This window comes from Bacteroides sp. AF20-13LB, assembly GCF_003603065.1.
GTDB lineage: Bacteria > Bacteroidota > Bacteroidia > Bacteroidales > Bacteroidaceae > Bacteroides > Bacteroides uniformis.
In genome coordinates, this window is sequence record NZ_QTMH01000010.1 from 241,573 (window position 1) to 263,276 (window position 21,704).

Genomic DNA, 21,704 nt, shown 5'->3' on the forward strand with positions numbered 1-21,704 from the left:
GTTCCCCGCTTAGCCATTATAAACAGTAATGCAAAATATGAAACAGAAAATATACCATATCATTATCTTTTTACTCTTTTGGTTTTGTGGAGTAGCCTATTCACAAAATCCCAAAGCAGATATTTTGCAGCAAGACCTTTCGGGCTTGTTTGACAATTTAAGCATGATTGGCATATTAGGAGAAGATTGTAGCCGAATTGATATTCATATTACCGAAGTTCGGAAAATGGATAGTAGAGAATATGAGATAAAGGGTATCAGTCGTACCCGATTATCCGTAATCTGTCCGTTTAAGGGAAAGGTTTGTGTAGATAGCATTTCTTCCTGTTCCCAAATGATAAAAAGTGAATATACGGAATTGGACGGTTTCATATACGGGTATTACTCGTTTGCGGAATACGGAGATAAACGATATAGCGGTACATTCTCCGGTTCTTTCAAGCAGGGGTATCGGATGAGCGGACAGCAAATAGAGAAAGGACGGAATGAAATAGCAGAACTGAAATTGAACTTATCTGAATATCGGGGTAAGTGGAAATCCGCAAAGGGACTGACAAAAGTCTGTTCTTGGGCAGATGAGATTATACCCGATACTCCTGCAAACTTCTGCCTGTTTAATGATGCAGGCGAATGGATTGTATCACCGAAATATCGTAAGAATGGTTGGGAAAATCTATATAATGCCTATCACAATGAAAATCTGACAACGGACGAGATACAAAAGGCTCGTGAGGTGGAAGAACAGGAATGGTGGGTAAATAAAAGCCAATCATGCAAAGTAATTTGAGTTTATAACAAAGCGTGATAACGCCTAACAGCGTTCCCCGCTTAGCCATTACTAACAATACGAATAACTCTTTATGATAAAATTCATTTTAGATGCGATGTATTATCAGATATTCATATTTAATAGGGATAAATTTATATTGGAAAATCCACATGAGCGGACGATACAGATAATATGTGGAATATTATTTCTTCCTGTTATAGTATTGGCATATCTACTGATAGAGGAGAATTTCAATTATAAAACCCCTTTTGTGTTTTTCATCATAATCTATGTTTTATTATACAAGACATTCTGTTCGTATTATATCAAAAGGGAAAAAGGTATGGAAATTATAAGGAGTAAACCTCTGATATTTAATAGCCAAAAGGTTTCTTCCTTCATATCATGGATGATTTATCCCATTTTGGTTGTATTACTTTATTTTATAATAACACATCGTCATTGGCTAAAAATTATACAATAAAGATTTAATAAGTTAGTAACAACGAAAGATAGCATCTGACGATGCTCCTTTCTAATCATTAATAACAACTTAAAGATGAACATAAAAAACAAGATATACCATACAGCCTATTTTCTCCTATTCGGAATAATAGTAGGTATTTTAAGGTGGTCTATATGTATAGTAGATACAAATGGAACAATGGATTTCACTCCATTTTTACAAGCGTTCTTGTTGATAGTCGCATTGTTATTGTTTGTAATTTTGGATATTATTTTGCATAAAATAGCCTTGAGAGCGATTTCGATAACCATTCTATTGTGTTTCAATATATGGTCTTATACCTACTATTTCAAAATAGAAAAAATGCAAGAATATTGGAGTGGACTTAAATATTCACCTTATGACGCATATCTTCCACCCAATATTGATGATTTCATTTTTGTATGGTTGGCGAGCCAAATTCTTGTTTCTTATTTGTTCTTGGCAATAGGTATTTCATATCTATTGAAAAGAAAAGAGTTATTAACGAAGCAGGATAACGGACAAGCCGTTCCCTGCTGAACCATTAGATATAAAGACATGAGAATATTTGTATTGTATTGTTTGTTCCTTTTCCCACTTAGCTATGTTATAGCGAAAAACGGCTATGTGGAACAAAATTCAGTAAAGTATCATTTTTTGACTGAACAAGATACCCTTTATATAGAAACAGAAAAAACAGAATTTGAAACTCTATATAGGCTGTGTTTTAATCAGCACGATGAAAAGAAGGTCATTTTTGAGTTGAAAGCGGTAGATGATAGCAATATTGACTTCGTGCAAAGCTATACAATCAATGGAGTGAGAAAGTTTGATTGCTTTGCTGTGTATGATAATGTGGCAGACGGAAACCGTTTCCTGTTCTTTGATTATGAAAATCAAGCAGCTTACATAACGCCTACTTGTTTTTCCGGTTTCTATCCGATATGCAGTTCTGTGGACTTTTCAAAAACGGAAGTTTTATTACAAAATGAGCACTCCCATTTGAAACAGCTAAACGACACATTAAGTATTGATAGTAAAGTGGCTTATGTACCATTTAACTGTAATAATCGAATTATAAAGGCAACTTTAGTTCCATATCCTCAAGCGAGAAAGGGCAATAGATATCTAATAACGAAAGATAGCATCTAACGATGCTCCTTTCTAAGCATTCAAGGCATTAGCTGTAATTATATGACATGAAAATCTATGAGAATAAAATATTGAGAATACTTGGATTTATTTTTATTTGGATTTATGTATTCGGTGTGGGCATTTGTTTTGCCGGAAGGTGGTATGCCATTGGAATACCGGGAGTGGTTTTATTGCTTGTATGGTTAAATCACAATCTTATAGGTGCTGCTATTCGTAGATATAGAGCAAGGCAGGCAATCAAACAGATAAAAAAGCATGGAACACGATTATCGGTTGATTTAAGCCAATGTAAAGTCAGTGCGCAGAAATGGAGTAGCAAGAAGTCAAGGATGCAAGAGCCAGTCTTTAAGGTATTCAATTCATGGGAAACCCAGTTTTGGAATGGTGTTAGCGGCTCTTTGTTTCCTGACATTTATCATAGTGAACAAGTAGTGTCCACTGCAATATGCACCGTGACGTACACCACCCCATACAAAGGAAAGACAAAAACATTTCGCAGTGATGCAATTTTGAAGGAAAAAGTTTCATTGGAAATGCTATTGCAATATTATGGAGTGGCAACGATTTACATAAATCCGAAGAATGACAATCAATATTATTTTGATTTGGATTTTCTAAAATAGATACAGCTAACAACGCAGGATAACGGACAAGCCGTTCCCTGCTAACCATTAACAATAGTGCGATGAATAAAACTGTTCAATCCATAATAGCATTGACAGCTTTCAGTGCTTTGCTGATAGCCATAACATTATTTTGTGGTGGCTTAGGCTTTGGTCGTCTGTTCGGAATATATGGCATTATGGAATATTGTCTTTTGGGTATGCTTGTAATAATAGATATACTGGTAATCTACAAGGTCTATAAACTATATGCAATGCAGCCTAAAACCATAATGTTATTGTTGGGTTTGGAATGTTGCTCTATCCTTTTGTGGCTTGCCTTTATCTGTATAGACCAAAGTTTATTGGATTGGCAAATTACAAACTTCATATTGCAAGCTGTTTGTTTAGACGGCTTCACGGGAGATGAACGAGGATTGAATATGCTTGCAGTCTTATGTGGCATTGTTTATCCCCTTATTGGGATTGGGTGTTTATTCACCGGATTGGGATTTGTAAATAAGTTAGTAACAACGAAAGATAGCATCTGACGGCGTTCCTTTCCAAGCCATTATGAATAAAGGAATAAAAAATACAGATAACTATTTTGAACGAGTGAAGCAACGTGCAAACCGGACGAATTACAGATACTATTTTTTTGACTACCTATATTTCAAGGGAGAGGTTTGGGGCAAGAAGATAGGGCGGATGTCAGGTTTTATACTGCTGTTTTGGTATTGGTGGTGGGTAGTAGTTCTGCCCGGCAACTTTCTCCTGATTAACAGTGTACCGGAATGGTCGTCCTTACATCTTGGCTATTTAGGTGCAATGTTTTTGCTTATTTGTGTATTTATTCTTGCACGATACAGGAAAGCCCGTGTACAGGCATTGTTGAACCGCTACCGCCGCTCTAAGCATATCAGCGCAGTACAGGCATATTTTCTGTTCCTGCTGCCCTTTGTACTTTTCTTCTTAGAAACATGGCTGTTCGATGAATGGGGTTGGACGGATTGCGTGAGGTGGAACAAATGATATGTCATTCATATATAAAACATCAGATATGGAACAACGGATTACATCATTATTGCTTCCCGCTCCCGAAGCGGAGTTGGAAGCGTCCTGCAAGGAACTGGACGAAAAGGTAACATGGCTGCTGCACAACAGCCGGAAAATGGACAACTACTTGGAACTTGAACCGTTCAGCAAGGACGGGCGGCTGTGCGCCCACGTGTGCGACACGCTCAAAAGCCTGCCGGAAACGCCGACACTGGCGGCATACAAGGACTACAAGGCAATCATTATCCTGCTGGGTATGTCCACCACCCATTACGCCATACTTGACGAACTGGCGGAACAGCACCGCAAGCGGGACGAGATACCCGAACTGACCGCCTACTGCGATGCGCTCCACTGGATGCGACCGGGACGGCAGTACCTCTGCAACGTGTACAACACGGTATGCCACGCTTTCCACCTGCTGCGGAGAAACCCGGTAAGGGGCAACCGACTGCTGGTGACGGAAAAGGAACTGCGCCACGCCGAACGGATGCTGCCGGAACTGGGCAGGCAGACGTTCACCGAAATGGTACGTCTGAAAGGCTACATGGTCTATGATGCCGAGAAACTGGCGGACAAATGCGGCATGGAATACGGCTCGTTCCGGCGAAAGGTAAAGAAAATGACCGGGTACACGGCTAAGGAATGGGTGATAAAGGAACGGGTAAAGGACGTGGAACACTACCTGTTGAACACAAACCTCACGCTTACCGAAGTGGCGTTCACCACCGGGTTCGCATCGACATCGAACCTGAACGACTTCTGCAAGGCGTATCTTTTAGATACCCCCGGAGAAATACGCAGAAAAGCGCAGGAAACAAGAAAATGCACAGTTACAAGAACGTAATGTGAAAAATCAAGAATAAAACTGATTTTTTATGCCCGTAACTTTGTGCTTCATAAAAGATAAGCACAAGGTTATGGAACATAAGATACCGTTGGAAACATACTTCGCCGGACTGCTTCAAAAAGTGGAATGGCAGATACAGGAATACGAGGACACCGCAGCGGACACGCTGACGCTCTGCCGCCTATGCGTGGACTACCTGCAAGAGATACTGGGCGAACTCAAAACCTTTATAATCTCCTACCCGTTCGCCAGCACGGAAGAAGAAATACACTTCTTCAAGGAACTGAAACCGCTTTTAGCGAGCAAAATCATCTATTACAATACCGTTTACAAGATAGAGGTGCGCTTCCCCAGCGGCAGCGAGGACGTGCAGCGGGACTACCTGCTGTCGGAAACCGACCGGATTTCAAGGTCGTTCCAGCGGAACTTGGCGTTCTACCAGTACCACCGAACGAAAGCCACCTACTTGGACAGGCAGTATTTCATACGTGGGAAGCCTGACATACAAATCATCGTGGACAGTTTCTATTACGAAACAGACCCACAGTTCAGCACCAGTCACGATTTCAAGGTAGCCAAGATTTTAGCCAACGAACTGCTGGAAATATACCTCACCAACCGTCTGCACGAGCTGGAACGCCGGGAACAGCGCAAGCGGGTGAAGAACGGCTTCATGGGCAGGCTGTTGCGCTGGACGGGGACGAAAAGGGCGTTGGTGGAACTTATCTACGCACTGGACGCCTGCGGCTGTCTGAACAAGGGAACGGTTGATATTAAGGAGATTGTAGCCTACTTTGAATACGTGTTCGACATAGACCTCGGCGACTTCTACCACACCTACATGGAACTAAAAGCCAAGACCAAAGACCGAACGGGCTTCCTCTCCACCCTGAAAGACAGGTTGCTGATGCGCATGAGGGAGCAGGATTAGGCAACCGTGCTTTAACAAAATTTATTTCGCCACAGGTGGGTACATCTGTGGCGTTTTATTTTTCAGGACACCCGAACTTTGCGGCAAATCAATCAGTTACCGTTATGGAAATAATAACATTCGAGTCCAAAGCCTACAAGGAACTGGACAACAAGATTACCGCCATTGCCGACTACATCTTCAACCACATGGAAACGGCAAGGCAAAGCGAGGAAGACATGTGGGTGGACAGCTACGAGGTCTGCACGTTCCTGAAAATAAGCGAAAAGACCCTGCAACGCCTGCGGGTGTCGGGGACTATCGCCTATTCCAACATCAGGGGACGCTACTTCTACAAGGTCAGCGAGATACGCCGGATGCTGGAAGAACGCCTGATAAGGAGCAACAAGGAGAACATCGACAACCTGATAACCAACCACCAGTTGTATGCTAAGGAAAGAGGAAATCTTAGAAAGGACAAGTAACGGGCTGGCGGTGTTCAAACACTACCTGCCCGGAAACTGGCGCATAGGTCGCAACTTCCTTAACCCGCTGTACGAGGACAGCAAGGCTTCCTGCAACATCTACTTCGACCGCCGGGGCGGTATCTACAAGATGAAAGACTTCGGCAACGACAGTTATAGCGGCGACTGTTTCTTCCTCGTGGGGCAGTTAAAGGGGCTGGACTGCAACCGGGCGGCTGACTTCGTGGAGATACTGGAAATCATCGACCGGGACTTGGGTTTGGGGCTGGCTTCCGGCACTCCGGTTTCCGTTCCCCCGGCAACCGTCCGCCGGGCAGTGCCGGACAAACCCGAAGAAACGTCCGAAAAGCCCGTCAAGCCCTACCAGTTCCGGGAACAGAAGTTCCCGCTTGCCGAACTGGTGTACTGGCAACAGTACGGCATCACGCCCGAACTGCTGGAACGTTACAAGGTCTGCTCGCTCCGGGAGTATCACAGCGAAACGGCAGAGGGCAAACCGTACACCTACACTTCATCGGTGGCAGAACCCATGTACGGCTACAAGGGCAAACAGCACATCAAGCTGTACCGCCCGTTCTCCACGCCCCGCTTCCTCTACGGCGGCAGCTTCGGCGAGAACTACAGTTTCGGGCTGGAACAACTGCCAGCCAAAGGCGACACGCTATTCATCACGGGCGGCGAGAAAGACGTGCTTTCGCTGGCGGCGCACGGTTTTCACGCTATCTGCTTCAACAGCGAAACGGTGACTATCCCTCCCACGCTGGTCTATCGGCTGACGTTCCGCTTCAAGCACATCGTCCTGCTCTTTGACATGGACAAGACGGGCAGGGAAAGTTCATGCAAGCAGGAAAAACTATTGGAAGAATTTGGCGTGAAACGCCTGCTGCTCCCGCTTCCGGGAACGAAAGAGGAAAAGGACATATCCGACTACTTCAAAGCCGGGAACACCCGTGAAGATTTCCTGAAGCTGTTTATCGAATTTTTAGACAACCTGTATAGCGACACATTGATTATGCTAAAATCATGCGAGATAGATTTCAACAACCCGCCCGCCAAAGCACAAGAGATTATTTCGGCGGGTGACGTTCCGCTGGGGACACAAGGCAACCTGTTCGGCATCACCGGGGGCGAGGGAACGGGAAAGAGCAATTATGTAGCCGCAATCGTGGCGGGCTGCATCTGCCCGGCTGGTGCGGAAGTAGATACGCTGGGCATACAGATAACCGCCAACGGCAGGCACAAGGCGGTCTTGCTTTACGATACCGAGCAATCGGAAGTGCAACTGTTCAAGAATGTAAGCAACCTGCTGGCACGTGCCAAACAGCCGGACAAACCCGATGAACTCAAAGCGTTCTGCCTGACGGGTATGTCACGCAAAGAACGCTTGAACGCCATTGTGCAGAGCATGGATAAGTTCTACTACCAGTACGGCGGCATCCAGTTGGTCGTCATTGACGGCATCGCCGACCTTGTTAAGAGTGCCAACGATGAAGCGGAAAGCGTGGCGGTGATAGATGAACTTTATCGGCTGGCTGGCATCTACAACACGTGTATTCTGTGCGTGCTGCATTTCGTCCCCAACGGTTTGAAGCTGCGGGGACATTTGGGCAGCGAGTTGCAGCGCAAGGCGGCTACAATCCTTTCGATAGAGAAAGACGATGAACCCGCCCAGTCGGTGGTGAAAGCCCTGAAAGTAAGGGACGGAAGCCCGCTGGACGTGCCGCTGATGCTCTTTGCATGGGACAAGGAAGCCGGGATGCACGTGTACAAGGGCGAGAAGCCCCGTGAGGAAAAGGAGAAACGCAAGGAAAGGGAACTGGTGAATGTCGCACATGACATCTTCGGGCGGCAGACACGCATCACCTACATAGACCTTTGCGAGCAGTTGCAGCAGGTCTTGGACATCAAGGAACGCACCGCAAAGAGCTATATCCGCTTCATGCGGGAAAGGGACATCATCACCAAAGACACGGCGAACCAAAGCTGTTTTGTCATCGGTTCATATAATCTTCAAAGGAACGCAAGCTGCCCGTAGGCGTATGGGCTGAACTTGTGTATTTTTAGGTGCTTGTGTCCTGCCCTGTTGTGATAACACGGCAGGATTTTTTCTGTTTGCACGTGATTTTTCAGGGTATTTGCTTAACTTTGCAGAAGTTACACGGAAAAGTAACGGCAGTTGGACGGCGGTTGCCGGAATATTGCCTTTATATATAACATATACGTTCGCCGAACGTCCCAAAGTAGAAAACTGGCACTTTTCAAAATGTGGGGATATTCAGCGCAGGATATGCTATGCGTTTGTCATAGCGTGGCTGCACTGTTTCCACATTTGGGTATGCCAGTACCTCTACTTTGAAACAGCGTCATGCCACGCTTTCTTTTTGGGGTGGCGGCTAACGTGCAAAGACAGTAGGGATTTATATCACTTTAATACCTGACAATATGGAACAAATCAGAGCGCACATCGCCGTATCGCTGGACGGGCATACCGCCACGCCGGACTATGAACTGGACTGGATGCCCCGTGAGGTCAAGGAACTGGTGGCAAGGGAACACGCCGCCGCAAGCTGCCTGCTTATGGGGGCGAACACTTACAACTACATCTTTGAACACTGGGGCGGGTGGCCGCACAAAAGCAAGCGGTCTTTTGTGGTGTCACACTACGACACCAACGTGACGCCGGACTGCGGGGTGGAGTTCCTGACCGAAGAACCGCTGCAAAGGGTCTATGAACTGAAACAGGAAACCGACATGCTGGTGGTGGGCGGCGGCAAGCTGCTTACTTCATTGATTAAAGCCGGACTGCTGGACAGCCTGACAATCTACACCGTCCCGGTCATGGCGGGCAAAGGCATCGGCTTTATCGGGGAAACATTCGGTTCACGGTGGAAGCTCTCGGAAAGCAGGGTGCTGGATAACGGGGTGGTCTGTTCGACCTACCTGTTTGGCGGGAGCGTATAAAAAATGCGCCCGGTTTCCCTCCGGGCGCAACCACTAAAATTTCAATTATCATAAGCCCGAAAACCTATCACAATGAAATTCCAGCGGCAAAGATAGGCTATTTCTTCGGTTTCGCTTTCTTTTCGGGGAATGAAAAACCGACATTGAACTGTTCGTCCAGCACCAGCAAGGCATCGAAAGCCTTGCCGTTCTTGCCCTTGAAGCCCTTGATTAGCCCGGTCTTGCGTTTCGTCACCAGCTCGACAATCTGCTTGTCGGAAAGCTGCTTGTCGCACTTGTTGCGGAATATGGTAAGCGTGCAGTCCACGTTGGAACACTTCGCCACTTTCGGGTAGAACAAGATACGCCCGTTATTACATTTGGGGCAGGAACAGGTTTCACCGCCCGCAACAGATAATTGTACCGAAAGCAGTTCCGCCGTGATTTGGGCGGCGTACACCTCGATGCCCTTTCGGAACGTGTCGGCATCCATACTGCCCGCTTCTATCTTGGAAAGGGCGGTTTCCCACATGCCCGTCATTTCGACATCGGCAATCTTCTTGTCCCTGACAATCCTGTAAACGGCAAGCCCCTTGTCGGTAGGCACAAGGTTCTTCTTCTCACGCACGATGTACTGGCGGGCGAACAGCGTTTCGATAATCGCCGCACGGGTGGCGGGCGTGCCTATCCCGGCATCTTTCAGGCTGGCTTTCAGTTCGGCATCTTCCAGTTCCCTGCCTGCGTTCTCCATTGCCGCAAGCAGGCTGCTTTCCGTGTGCAGCGGTTTCGGCTTGGTCTGCTTTTCGAGCAGATCCACGCCGGAGAGTGGCAAATATTCTCCCTCTTGGAGTGGCGGCAGGCTGGCGGCTTCTTCATCCCCGCCCGTTTCCTGCTCGCCGAACACGGCACGCCACCCGGCTTCTTTCATCACAGACCCTTTCACCGTGAAGTCGGTATCTCCAGCCGACAATATGGCGGTGGTAACGTCTTTCACGCACTTGCCCGAAAAGGCTTCCAGCATACGCCCGGCTACCAGCTCGTAAACCGCCCGCTCGTCTTTGGAAAGTTCGCCGGGCAGGTTCTCGGTAATGATTAAGGCGTGGTGGTCGGTCACTTTGCTATCGTTCACACTGCGGCGGTTCAGGGGTGTGCCGTCCAGCCCGGCGGCATACCCGGCAAAGCAGGGGTATTGCCCCAGCAGGGCGACACGTTCCGGCATTTCATCGAAAACGTCCTCCGGAATATAGCGGCTTCCGGTTCTCGGGTAGGACATCACTTTCTTTTCATACAGGCTTTGCGCTATGGAAAGCGTCTTGTCAGCCGAGAAGTTCAGCTTCGTGTTCGCTTCCTTTTGCAGCGTGGTAAGGTCGTACAAAAGCGGCGGTTCTTGGCAGGCTTCTTTCCTCTCAACGGATTTAACCACAAGTTGCCCGGCATCCTTTACCCGTTGCAGGGCGGCTATGGCTTCGGGCTGCTGTTCCCACTTGGCGGTCGATTGGGCGGTAAAATTTATTCCCCCGCTGGCAGTCGCCGCTTTGAGTTGCCAAAACTTGGCGGGTACGAAATTCCTGTTCTCCAAATAGCGGCTGCATATCATCACGAGCGTGGGTGTCTGTACCCTGCCCAGCGAGAACACCCCCTGCCCGGCGGCAACGCTCAACGCTTGGGTGGCGTTTATCCCTATCAGCCAGTCCGCTTCGCTGCGGGACTTGGCTGAGAAATAGAGGTTATCGTAACGCTCTCCCGGCTGCAAGTTATCCAGCCCCTCACGGATTGCCTTGTCGGTAAGGCTACTTATCCACAGGCGCACAAATGGTTTCCGACAATTCAGGTAATGGAAGATATAGCGGAAGATTAACTCACCCTCACGCCCGGCATCGGTGGCGACAATAATCCGGTCGCACTGGTCGAACACTTCCTTTATCACTTTCAACTGTTTCAGCACGCCGGGGTCTGCCTTGTACCCTTTCTCCGCTTTCACCTGACGGGGGATTAGCTGGAAATCGGGCGGCAGTATGGGCAGGCTCTCCCTGCGGAAGTTCGCCACGCTGTAGGCTTCCGGCATGGCAAGCTGGATTAAGTGGCCGAACGCCCATGTCACCATATACCCGTTGCCGGAAAGATAACCGTCATTACGCCCGGTCGCACCGATGATGCGGGCGATGTCCTTTGCCACGCTGGGCTTTTCTGCTATCAATGCAATCATAATTCTTTACTTTTTAATGGTGGATATTACATTTTCATTCCTCTGGACTTCTTGGGCTTGTCAGCTTTCAGGCTCTTGTCCTGCGCTTTCTCCTGCTTCTCTTTCTGCTTGGCGGTGGGCTTGTCCTGACCCTGTTTCAGCGGCTCTTTGCCCTGCTTGGTGGCTTCGTTGGTCTTGCCCCCGGAATTGACCGCTACCTGCGTCCGGTTCTCGGCGGCGGGGGTAACGTCTTTCGGCTGCACCTTGTCGTGGGATTTGCCCTGTGCGCCGGGCTGTACATGACCGTTGAACTCAACGCCCTTGCCGTCCTTTAGCCCGGCTACCTGCTGTTCTGCGGGCTGCTGCCCCTGCTGCAAGAACTGGACGGCGGCACGGGGCAGGAACTCCAAGCCACGCTCCACCGCACTGACCTGCAAATAGGCACTGCGCTTCGTGCCGTCCCTGAATTGCAGGTTTTCCATTTTCACCGCTTGCCCGGCTTCAAAGGCGGCTTTCTGTTCCGGGCTGACTTGCACGTTACAGATTGTATCGGGGCATTTCCATTTGTCAGCCCGCATGTATTCCAGTTCGTGCGTGTACCTGTCCCGGCTGACAAACACGGGGATTTGCTCGCCGCTTTTCGGGTCTTTGATTTCAGCGATGCCGCCCAAGTTGCCAGTGCCTTGCAAGTTGCCCTGTTCCTGCTTGGTGAACCCGTGTTCATGGAACGGGCGTTGCAACAGCTTTTCGTCCTGCTGCACGCCGTGCAGCTTGGGTACTACCGTGCCGTCCTTTGCCTGATAGAAAGAGAGCTTGACATCGGTAGGTTTGAGGTAGAAGCCGCCCACCGTCCCCGAAACGGTGTAGGTATTTCGGGACTTGTAGCCACGCATCACCCGGTCGAAGTCCTTCGTGTTTTTCAGGGTGTCGGCGGTGATGCCGACTTTTTTCAGGTTCTCCCAGTCGATTTTTGCCGGGTCGAAGCGGTAACCCTGCTTGAACTCGTGGAAGTCGGGCTTCGGAACTCGAAGCATTTCAGCCCGCTTGTCGCCCTCCGGTGTAGGGTTGCGGTGGTTTTCCTCGATTGCCTTTGCGTCCTGCTCCGCTTCGGAAGCCTTGACGCTGAACAGTTCCAGCCCGGAAGTGTCCTGATACTTGCGGTAGAAGTTGGAAATGAAGTTGCTGAACACATCGCTGTTCTTGTCCACCTGCATGAACTCGCCACCGTGTGTCGGCGGTACGGTCTGCAAATTGCCCTCCTTGTCAATACCCTTAACGGCACTCACCTTTCCCTGCTGTTTATCCAAGACCAGCAGCACGTCTTTTTCCTGCCCCTCTGCGGGCGGGGTCATTCTGTTTGCCATAAATAATTGAAATTTTAGCGGTTACGGGAATAGTCCCGCCCAAAGGTAGCGACTAAATATGCTATATTTGGACGGGCGGCAAGGGCTGTCCGAATTTGTCCTGCGGTGTCCCGATTTGTCCGGGTGGGATGAAATTCCGCAACCATTGGTTGCAGAATTGAAAAGGGCATAAAAAAAGAGAGTGAATGATTTCACTCTCTTTCGATGAACCCTTTGTGAACCCTTTGGTCGTTTTTTGAAATAGCTAAAACTCAAGTAATTTGCATATTTTGCAAAAGAAAATCATTCGAGTATGAACCATATGTGAACCCTTTAATGGATTAGCGGGGAACACTGTTTAAGCGTCATCGCGCTTCGTTAGTAATCTGTTATTGCACTCGTTTCAAATCCCCGATAGATTGGAGTGACATTTCTATGTAGGGAATAGTTTTTAGAATATGGATGTTATCTATTGCTTCTTTACCACCCAATGCCAATGCCGATACAAGACATGGAGATTATAGAATAAAAATAATTCATCTTTCTTATTATCAGTCATTTGAATATTTTCTGTTTTTCTCTATTTTTGCCATTTTCTGTTATTCAGTACACTTTGAAATATCATTTTCTTTTGTACCTTTGCATCCGCAAAAAACAAAAGAAAATCAACTATTTAGTGTAATTACCCGGTTACGGCACCTAAATCGAGATAAAACCTCTAAACAATGGCAATGTTAGAAAATAAAACGAAAGAAAACCCCAAGCTGGAGCAAAATAAGCTCTCGGACGGTAGAATAAGCCTTTACTTAGAGTATTATTTCCTCCTCAAATTATTAAAAGTAATACTGTCAAAAAGAAATACCTTTTATTCTTACTCTTTTCGCCAGTACTTATATCTTGCAGTCAACAGAAAAAAGTTTAGTACGGTTTGGATATATAGACAAAAAACAGACTAAACTCCAAACATGGAAATTCAGATATTTTTTATACATTTCTCTTATATACAAATGATAGCCGAATTCAATTCATATATGAGTAACATAGACATAGACTTCTTCAAGGAGTTGTGTCTGAAACATGGAGAGTTACGACATTATAAAAAGAATGAGTTTATTCTCCATGAAGGTGATGCCTGTTCTTTCTTCGGGTTTATCTTATCAGGCGTAGTCAAATACAGTTGCACCAACCGGACAGAAAACAAGCCGTATAATGTCGGTTTTTCCTTTCCAAATGAATTTATAGCCGATTATCCCACTTGCTTATATGGCATGAAAACAGAATTGAATATACAGGCGATAATCTCGTGCGAGATTTACATCTGTTCTTCTACATTCTTACAGCAAAAATTCAAGGAAAATAATGAAAACCAACGGATAGCCCGTATCGCAGCCGAACAGATGTTTTTCCAATCATATTCACGTTATTTGGATTTATTCAGATTCACACCGGAAGAGCGTTACCTCCAACTTTTAAAAAAATGCCCTGCAATCCTTCAAATGGTATCACTAAAAGAAATAGCATCCTACCTTAAAATTACACCCATACACATGAGCCGAATCAGACGCAAGCAAAGTTTTGACAACAAAAAATAAACATAGGTTTAGAAATTTACATTATAACAATATTCCAAGAGTATCTTAATCTGCCAAAGAATTCTTCTTTTTATCTTTGTCTTATCTTTGGTTGGTTCAACGAAGAGACAAAATAAAGATTGAATGAGTTAAACAAGAGATTAAAAAAAAGAATATGAAAACAAAAGAAATTCTTGGAATACTTATGCTATTCCTCTGTACATTCAGCTTTATAAGCTGCGACGATGATAATGAACAGACAAATGAATTAACCCCCGAAGCACTTTATCAGACTTCATGGCGTGGAACAGGGCATTGTGAGGCTTGGACAGTACAAAATATGGGGGTCGGTATGCAATTTGTAGATACTCGGAAAGGGAAAGTAAATTGGGAAGGTTACGATGAAATTGATATTACTTATACAATAGAAGGGAAATATATCACATTTAATAGCAATGCTTTATATTTGGGTGGAGCCCCTTGGATTATCAAAAGCTATACCCAAAAACATATAACCATTATACAGAATGAAATTAGTCCAGATAAAGAGAAAGTAGCTACAATTGAATTAGAGAAAATAGATTAAACTGAATCATGGGAACATTAAGTTGCATAAATGTATGCTACAACAGAACAATGAGAACCGTGAGATTTGCAAATTGAGCAAAGAAAGTCATAAATACCTTGTAAATAAAGGAAAAAATGCAGATTCATCTAATATTCCTTTATGTGCTATTATCGGGCTGGTCTATGGGCTGAAACACAAGGAAAAGAGATTCACCTTGTTCTTTTGTATAGGATTGGTTATTGGGTTAGGATGAGCAATTTATATGCTACTGCTAATAAGGTCAATGTAAATCAAAGGAATATGAAACTGAAATATATATTGAATGCTATACTATTTGTTTTGGCATTATCTTTTTTGTCTATGTGTATATTTAAGACTACAGAGTTAAGTTTAAAATGTATGCAATTTGCTGTATCTATCTCTTGTATAGGAGCAATGTTTTCTACAAAAAGATATAGATACATATTTGCATCTATTGCTTTAATCATTATAGGAATATCTTTTTCACTTTAAATGTCCATAATAACGATAATGATTTGATTATTGAATGGTATAATAATAGTCCAGTCTACAGATAGCGACTAAAAACGGGGGCAAGGGATGCCCGAATTTGTCCTGCGGAGCTTGAAATTATCCGGGTGCGATAAATCTCCAACTGTTGGTTGGAGATTTAAAACGGGTACAGACCGAAGTTAATCGCTTGCTTTAGACGAGCCATTTGTGAGCCATTTGTATAGTATTGTTTTCGGCTTATAATCAGCATTTTACAAAAATCGCATTATACTTGTGAGCCATTTGTGAAGCGTTTGGCAAGCCTTTGATTGAGTTTCCGTTATTCTTCTATTATCAGGTGACACGACAAAAAGAAAACATCTTCGGCAAAATCTTTGTTATGTTTTTGCAGGTGATTACATAATATACTATCTTTGCAGATAGAAACAAAGGACATAAATATGGCTTCATTCAGGAAAGAGATACTTGGGCAGATTGAACGGATAGATACCGGGCGTATATTCACGTTCCGGGATTTGTCGTTTGAAACGGAAAAGACCGCCAATGTTGCGGTGCTACTTTCCGAACAGAGCCGCAAAGGGGTACTGGTACGGGTTGAAAAGGGGGCGTACTACCGTCCCAAGAAATCAGTGCTGGGGCTGGGAAAGCTGCCTGTCTATCAGGATGAACAGTTCCGCTACCTGACTGAAAAACTGAACGGCTATATCACGGGGGCTTACATCTATAACAAAATGGGGCTGACCGAACAGGTAGCCACAACCATAACGATAGCCACTCCTAACCCGGTTCGCCGTTTCCGTTTCAAGAACTTGGATATAGAGTGCGTGAAAGCCTACTGCATGGTCTATCCGGATGAAAGCCTTGTCCCGTACTTGCGGCTGCTCGATGCGATAAAGGACATGAAGCGCATACCCGGAACAACCGGGCAGGACATCTACAACCGGGTCAAAAGCCAATATTTCAACGGGTACAGCCTGCCGGAACTGGAAAAAATCGTATCTTTGGCGAAAAGTTACCCGCCACGTGTCAGAAAGGTGGTGGCGGATATACTGGGCGACATCAGACAAACCGTATTGCAAACGGAAATGGCAAAGACCATTCTTCCCACGACACGGTTCAACTTGGATTATAAAACAGCATAGGACAGAAATATGAATTTACATTCGGACAAGGAAGCGTTCAAGGAAATCATCGCACTGGCGGCTGACCATTTCGGCTACGAGCAGTCGCACGTGGAAAAGGATTACTGGGTATCGAAGATACTGCGGGATATTTCCATGTCCGAATATGCGGATAAGACCTACTTCAAAGGCGGAACTTCACTTTCCAAAGCCTACGGGCTGATAGAACGTTTCTCGGAAGATTTGGACTTGTTCGTGTTCACGGGTGATAAAGGTGCGTCCAAGCAGGCAGAAAAGACATTGAACAAGAAACTTTCCAAATACATAGCCGAACTCAATAGTGACATATACAAGGAAGATTTGTCGGAAACGGGCGGTAATTACCGTAAACTGTATTTCTCGTATGACAATGTATTTCAAGGCGTGGGACTGAAAGAACATTTGGAAGTAGAGATAAAATCCTGTGACCTGCCGGACAAAAAACTGATGTTCTACCCGGCGGACAAGCGGGTTATCAAACCGATTGTGACCGCCTTTCTTGAAAGCATCGGGCAAGAGGAACTGATAAGCACCTACGGGCTGGAAAGTTTTGAAACGCAGTGTATCAACCCCCGAAAGACTATCTGCGACAAGGTTTCAAGGCTGGTAAAGCTGTCTTACAATGAGGATGCAGCCGCACTGTTGGCAAAGCATATCCGTGACGTTTACGACTTGTCGGCACTCTACCACAATCAGGAATATAACGATTACCTACATTCGGAAGATTTCTTGGATGCCATGTACCGGGTGACGATAGAGGACGGACTAAATAAAAACTCCCGTTCGCACTTGTCGCTGGCTGATGCACCGATATTCAAGGATGCCGAAGCGGTCATGGCGTTACCCGAAGTGGCTACGGCGTACACTACCGATTTGAAGAAACTGACTTTCGACAAAAGCAAGATGCCGCCGATAGGCAAGGCTGTGGAAGCATTGAAGAACCTGCACGAAATATTAGTGCGTTTTGAAGCCTACCGCACCAAAAAGCAAAATGAAGAACAACCGTAAAGCTACATCGGCTGTTCTTCACTCCATACATTATTATATATAGCTATTCTTCCTCCTTAATCAAGTGGCATAACTCCGGGTCGTTCTTAATCCGGGTTATCTCGTCCTCGACTATCTGCCTGACTTCCTGACGGATGCGGTCATAGTTGGCTTGTATCTCCTCCTGCATCCGGTCGTTGCCGTCCTTGTCGGTGAAGTCGATAATCTGCGGCAACTTCACGTAACGGGCGGTTTCCCGCTTCACCTTTTCATTGTCCACCACGATTTCACAGTGGAAAATCTTCTGCTCTATCCGTTCATCGAAATTGTCCGCTACTGCCCCCACGAACATACCTTGCGTGAGGTTGGATATTTTGCTGGCGGGTATCAGGCTGTCCATTTGGGTGCTTATCGAGGTGGATTTTTCCCGTTGGTTGATTGTCATGCTCTGCCGTTTCTGCAACACCTTTCCGAAACGCTCGGAAAGGATTTTCGCCGTTTCACCGACTACCTGACCGCTGAACACGTTGCCCACAGTATTTTGGATTACCCGGCTTTCCTTGTCCCCGTAGTCACGGGTAAGCTGGCTGTAATCCTGAAAGCCCAGCAGAACCGCTACCTTGTTGCTTCGTGCCGTAGCAATCAAATTGTCAAGTCCACGAAAATAAATCGTTGGCAACTCGTCTATAATCACCGAACTTTTAAGCTGACCTTTCTTGTTTATCAGCTTCACGATACGGGAATTATACAGTCCCAATGCTGCCGAGTAGATATTTTGGCGGTCAGGATTGTTGCCGACAACCAAGATTTTAGGCTCTTTCGGGTTGTTGATGTCCAGTGAAAAATCATCACCTGTCATAACCCAGTAAAGGGCGGGTGAAATCATCCTTGAAAGCGGGATTTTCGCACTGGCAATCTGCCCCTGCAACTGTTCTTGGGCGTCCGATTCCCAAGCATCTACGAACGGGGAAAGGTAATTTTCCAGTTCGGGGTAGCTGCGCAAAATGGTGAATACATCGGCGTATTTCTTGTTCAACAGTTCTATGGCATGGGGGAACGTGCAATACTTACCGCCTTGATAGATACGGAGATACCAAATTATAGCCGCCAAAAGGATAATCGGACTTTCCACGAAGAAATCGCCCTGCTTGCTTATCCAACTTCGATTGAGGTTAAGCATTATCGTGTAGCTTGCTTCGTAGGCATCCGCAATGTCCGACATGAAGCTGGCATTTATCGGGTTGCATCGGTGGCTCTTGCGTGGGTCGTCAAAATTGATAACGTAAAATTTCGGTTTAACCTTGTAGCCGTCCAAGTGGTTAAGTAAATGATTGTAAGCGATTTCCGAAAGGTCAGGAAACTTATAATCATACAGGTAGAGCGCAAAACCTTTCTCGATTTGCTGTTTTATGTAATTATTTACTACTGCGTATGACTTCCCGCTGCCCGGCGTTCCTAACACGATGCTCGCACGAAAAACGTTTACAACGTTAATATAGCCATTGTTCCACTTCTTCTTATAGTAGAACCGGGTAGGCAGATTTACCGAATACTCGTTCTCGATAAGCCTTGTTTCCTGCTGGAAACTTTCGTTCTCGGTATTAAAGACATCATCCATGAGGTTGTTTTTCAACAACCGGGACATCCACGTACCCGCCATGAGCATACAGATATAGCCCACCGAAAGCGTGGCGATATAAAACACGGCATCCGCCGTATGTGGCAGCGGAAGTTCCAGCAGCCACCAGTTCAGGAAAAACAACACGACACCCGCCGCAAGGCTGCAATGTATCTTCGTCCACGTTATCTTTTCCTCTTTCACGCCCTTAGTGCCGATGCACGACAGGGCGAGGAACACCACCGCAAAAAGTTTTGTCCAAAGAACGGACGAGAACAGCCCGGTGGTGCGCTGGAAGTTCCACAGTATCTTGTCTATCACTTCAAAGGTCACTCCCCATTCTTTCAGGGTGGAGTAACAGAACCAGTACACGTTTATTCCCACGAATAGAATACTGACAGCCCGCATAAAGTCCATGACCCTTGCAAGCCCTCTCAAATCATCCTCTTGCTGCATAATTGTATGTTTTTAAGTTAGTCGATGTGCCTTGTGCGCTTCTTTTTCTTCTTTCTCTTTTGGCGGGCGGTGTCCTGCGGCTCGTCACCGCCTGATGCACCGCCGCCCAGCAAACCGCCGAAAGCACCCAGCACGGAAGCCACGCCCGAAACGATGTCGGCTTTCGGCGTGAAGCCCTGCTGTTCCTGATGCGTGGGCTGGTCTTGCTGCGGTGCTGCCACTTCGGGCTGGTGTATCTTTCCGGTTTCGCCCGAAAAACGTTCGTTGAACACGTTCGCCGAATACTCCTTGCCCAAGCGTGAACCGTTCAGCACCACCCGGCTGTCATGGTCGATGAACGTAACGCCATAGATGCGCCCGCTGTCGTTCTGACGGAATACCACGTCAATGCCCCGCTTCCTTAGCTGCTGTTCCAGTTCCTTGCGGCTGTGGGCGGTCTGCATGGCATTGGCTACAATCTTCCGGGTGCGTTCTTTCAATTTCCCGTTCTTGATTGCTTCGCCCGATTTCTCCATTCTGCGCTGCACCGCTTCATAACCTACCGACTTGCCGATGCGGGAAGCCTTTACCGGGTTGCCTGTCTTTTCGCCCTTGTCGTTCATGGCGGAATAGACAATGCCCTGATAGGGCTTGCCGTTTATCTCGCCTTTGACTTCCTCGGCGCACACGTTGTAAGCGGCAAGCAAAGCCTTATATTCCCCGAACGACTGGAAGCGGTAGCCGTAACAAGCCGCTTTCACGGTGTTGCCGATTTGGTGCTTCACGTCCCCGGCGGCATAGTCCACCTTTTTAAGTTCCGGACGTTCGGCACGTTCCTTTCGCTCTGCCGGGTGCAGCCCGTATTTCTTTTCCAGTTCACGGGTGATTTGCTTGCTGCGCCGATGCTCGAACCTGTCATTCAGCGGTCTGCCGTTCTCGTCCACCCGCAACCCCACGATGTGGATATGGTGGCGGTCGATGTCGGTATGCTTGTACACCAAATAAGGCTGGTCGCCATAGCCCAACTTCCGCATATACTCCCGTGCGATGTCGGAAAGCTGCTGGTCGGTCAGCACGTCTTCCGGGTGCGGGTTTATGGAAATATGAAGTATCGGCTTCTTGGTGGAAAGCTGGACGGGCATCTGCATTTCAAAGCTGCGCATACACTCGCCGATAGAGAAATTCCCGTCCTCGCTCAACAGCATTTTGTTGGAAAAAAGCACCTTTGCTTCCTCGCTGTCCACCTTGTTTTGGTTGTACGCCAGTGCGCCGAACATATTGCCGCCAGTGCTTATTTTGGCAACCATAGTTCCTTGCACTCGTTTGTCAGGTCGATAACCTGACGGTTTAACATAGATAATTCAGTGGTCGCCTTTTCCAGTTTATAGAGAAAAGCCAGTGCCTTTTTCTCCGAAAAATTGCTATGCAACGCCTTTACAACTTGGTTATAATTGACCGCCACGGCTCTGAACTGGGCGTAAAATTCGGTCAGCCGGGCGCAATACTCGACCGCCGACTTATCCACTTTCACCACCCGGAACGGCTCGCCGAATAGTCGGGCAGCGATGAACCGGGACTTGCTCGTGACGCCCGACTGCTCCCACTGCGAGAGGAAACGGGCGTTCTCCCGGTCGTTCAGGTAAAGGACATGGCGATGCTTCGCCGGGTCTGCGAGGGCGGGGCGACCGCCCTTGTTGGTTCTTCTTGTTTCCATGCTTCTTTGGATTAAAAAATTACGACTTCGGAGTGATTTTTACCCCCGCAAGGGGCAAGGCGTTTTCAGGCACGGAAAACGGTTTTGTATGCTACAAAACACACCTTGCTATTTTCTGACGAAAATCGAAATCCGTCACGGACGGATTGGGGTTAGCGTGGAACGGTAAGCCCAGCCATTCACCAGCCCTGTTTTACACCTGCGCCCCCTGCGGTTCGTTACTCCGCTGCAAAGTAACGGTGATTTATAATGCTGTAAAATAGGTGGTTGGTGGACAAAACGGGACAGCGCAGGACAAATCGGGACAAGGTTTTCAGGGGACGTTTTTTCTCCCTTTTTTTGCATCGGATTTCAAT

The 21,704-nt window shown here is 46.7% G+C and carries 19 protein-coding genes; 14 read left to right on the top strand and 5 right to left on the bottom strand.

The genetic code is table 11. The features are described from left to right. The first annotated feature begins 37 nt into the window (after positions 1 to 37). From DWX62_RS14095 to DWX62_RS14155, 10 genes are all read left to right on the top strand, one after another. Positions 38 to 787 (top strand): hypothetical protein, encoded by a 750-nt coding sequence (locus tag DWX62_RS14095; protein WP_007482664.1) that lies wholly within the window; start codon positions 38 to 40, stop codon positions 785 to 787. Between the two features lie 1,027 nt (positions 788 to 1,814). Further along, entirely contained in the window at positions 1,815 to 2,408 is a 594-nt protein-coding gene (locus DWX62_RS14110) for a hypothetical protein (protein WP_007482659.1), read from the top strand. Positions 2,409 to 2,455: 47 nt separating this feature from the next. Further along, positions 2,456 to 3,034 (top strand): hypothetical protein, encoded by a 579-nt coding sequence (locus DWX62_RS14115; protein ID WP_007482658.1) that lies wholly within the window; start codon positions 2,456 to 2,458, stop codon positions 3,032 to 3,034. 62 nt (positions 3,035 to 3,096) lie between these two features. Next, positions 3,097 to 3,564, top strand: a complete 468-nt coding sequence (locus DWX62_RS14120) for a hypothetical protein (protein ID WP_007482656.1) — start codon at positions 3,097 to 3,099, stop codon at positions 3,562 to 3,564. Between the two features lie 22 nt (positions 3,565 to 3,586). Continuing rightward, a complete protein-coding gene (locus DWX62_RS14125) occupies positions 3,587 to 4,045 on the top strand; it encodes a hypothetical protein (RefSeq protein ID WP_032535952.1) in 459 nt (152 codons plus the stop codon). A 28-nt stretch (positions 4,046 to 4,073) separates the two neighbouring features. Beyond that, positions 4,074 to 4,916, top strand: a complete 843-nt coding sequence (locus DWX62_RS14130) for a helix-turn-helix domain-containing protein (protein WP_032535963.1) — start codon at positions 4,074 to 4,076, stop codon at positions 4,914 to 4,916. Positions 4,917 to 4,947: 31 nt separating this feature from the next. After that, a complete protein-coding gene (locus tag DWX62_RS14135; RefSeq protein WP_007482647.1) occupies positions 4,948 to 5,850 on the top strand; it encodes an RteC domain-containing protein in 903 nt (300 codons plus the stop codon). A gap of 104 nt (positions 5,851 to 5,954) precedes the next feature. Further along, positions 5,955 to 6,314 carry a helix-turn-helix domain-containing protein gene (locus DWX62_RS14140; protein ID WP_028728964.1) on the top strand — a complete coding sequence of 120 codons (360 nt, stop codon included), beginning with the start codon at positions 5,955 to 5,957 and terminating at the stop codon, positions 6,312 to 6,314. Beyond that, positions 6,277 to 8,349 (top strand): bifunctional DNA primase/helicase, encoded by a 2,073-nt coding sequence (locus DWX62_RS14145; RefSeq protein WP_117963587.1) that lies wholly within the window; start codon positions 6,277 to 6,279, stop codon positions 8,347 to 8,349. The genes DWX62_RS14140 and DWX62_RS14145 overlap by 38 nt, the downstream gene beginning before the upstream one ends. Positions 8,350 to 8,756: 407 nt before the next feature. After that, entirely contained in the window at positions 8,757 to 9,275 is a 519-nt protein-coding gene (locus DWX62_RS14155; protein ID WP_009291858.1) for a dihydrofolate reductase family protein, read from the top strand. Positions 9,276 to 9,372: 97 nt separating this feature from the next. Here the strand turns inward: DWX62_RS14155 and DWX62_RS14160 are convergent, their stop codons facing one another. Both DWX62_RS14160 and DWX62_RS14165 read right to left on the bottom strand, forming a co-directional pair. Next, positions 9,373 to 11,460, bottom strand: coding sequence for a type IA DNA topoisomerase (locus DWX62_RS14160; protein ID WP_120172958.1), 2,088 nt, complete (start codon positions 11,458 to 11,460; stop codon positions 9,373 to 9,375). Positions 11,461 to 11,486: 26 nt separating this feature from the next. Further along, positions 11,487 to 12,803: a DUF4099 domain-containing protein gene (locus tag DWX62_RS14165; protein ID WP_009291856.1), complete on the bottom strand. Its 1,317-nt coding sequence runs from the start codon at positions 12,801 to 12,803 to the stop codon at positions 11,487 to 11,489. 944 nt (positions 12,804 to 13,747) lie between these two features. On the opposite strand from DWX62_RS14165, the gene DWX62_RS14190 reads away from it, so the two are divergent. The 4 genes from DWX62_RS14190 to DWX62_RS14215 all read left to right on the top strand — a co-directional run bounded on the left by DWX62_RS14190 (position 13,748) and on the right by DWX62_RS14215 (position 17,602). Further along, on the top strand, positions 13,748 to 14,374 hold the full coding sequence (locus DWX62_RS14190; protein WP_117963589.1) for a Crp/Fnr family transcriptional regulator: 627 nt from the start codon (positions 13,748 to 13,750) through the stop codon (positions 14,372 to 14,374). Positions 14,375 to 14,528: 154 nt separating this feature from the next. Then, positions 14,529 to 14,939: a hypothetical protein gene (locus DWX62_RS14195; RefSeq protein ID WP_004309979.1), complete on the top strand. Its 411-nt coding sequence runs from the start codon at positions 14,529 to 14,531 to the stop codon at positions 14,937 to 14,939. Between the two features lie 935 nt (positions 14,940 to 15,874). Then, complete coding sequence (locus tag DWX62_RS14210; protein ID WP_004309978.1) at positions 15,875 to 16,576, top strand: DUF6088 family protein; 702 nt, start codon at positions 15,875 to 15,877, stop codon at positions 16,574 to 16,576. Positions 16,577 to 16,585: 9 nt separating this feature from the next. Then, the gene (locus DWX62_RS14215; RefSeq protein WP_004309977.1) at positions 16,586 to 17,602 is read left to right on the top strand and encodes a nucleotidyl transferase AbiEii/AbiGii toxin family protein; all 1,017 of its coding nucleotides are present in this window, start codon (positions 16,586 to 16,588) and stop codon (positions 17,600 to 17,602) included. Between the two features lie 43 nt (positions 17,603 to 17,645). Here the strand turns inward: DWX62_RS14215 and mobC are convergent, their stop codons facing one another. From mobC to mobA, 3 genes are read right to left on the bottom strand one after another with little or no spacing between them, the layout of a single operon-like run. Beyond that, positions 17,646 to 19,655 (bottom strand): conjugal transfer protein MobC, encoded by a 2,010-nt coding sequence (mobC, locus tag DWX62_RS14220; protein ID WP_117963590.1) that lies wholly within the window; start codon positions 19,653 to 19,655, stop codon positions 17,646 to 17,648. Positions 19,656 to 19,672: 17 nt separating this feature from the next. Then, positions 19,673 to 20,941, bottom strand: a complete 1,269-nt coding sequence (gene mobB, locus DWX62_RS14225; protein WP_080714515.1) for a conjugal transfer protein MobB — start codon at positions 20,939 to 20,941, stop codon at positions 19,673 to 19,675. Then, positions 20,926 to 21,348, bottom strand: a complete 423-nt coding sequence (gene mobA, locus DWX62_RS14230; protein WP_032535946.1) for a conjugal transfer protein MobA — start codon at positions 21,346 to 21,348, stop codon at positions 20,926 to 20,928. Before mobA ends, mobB begins: the two co-directional genes overlap by 16 nt. Positions 21,349 to 21,704: the final 356 nt, after the last annotated feature.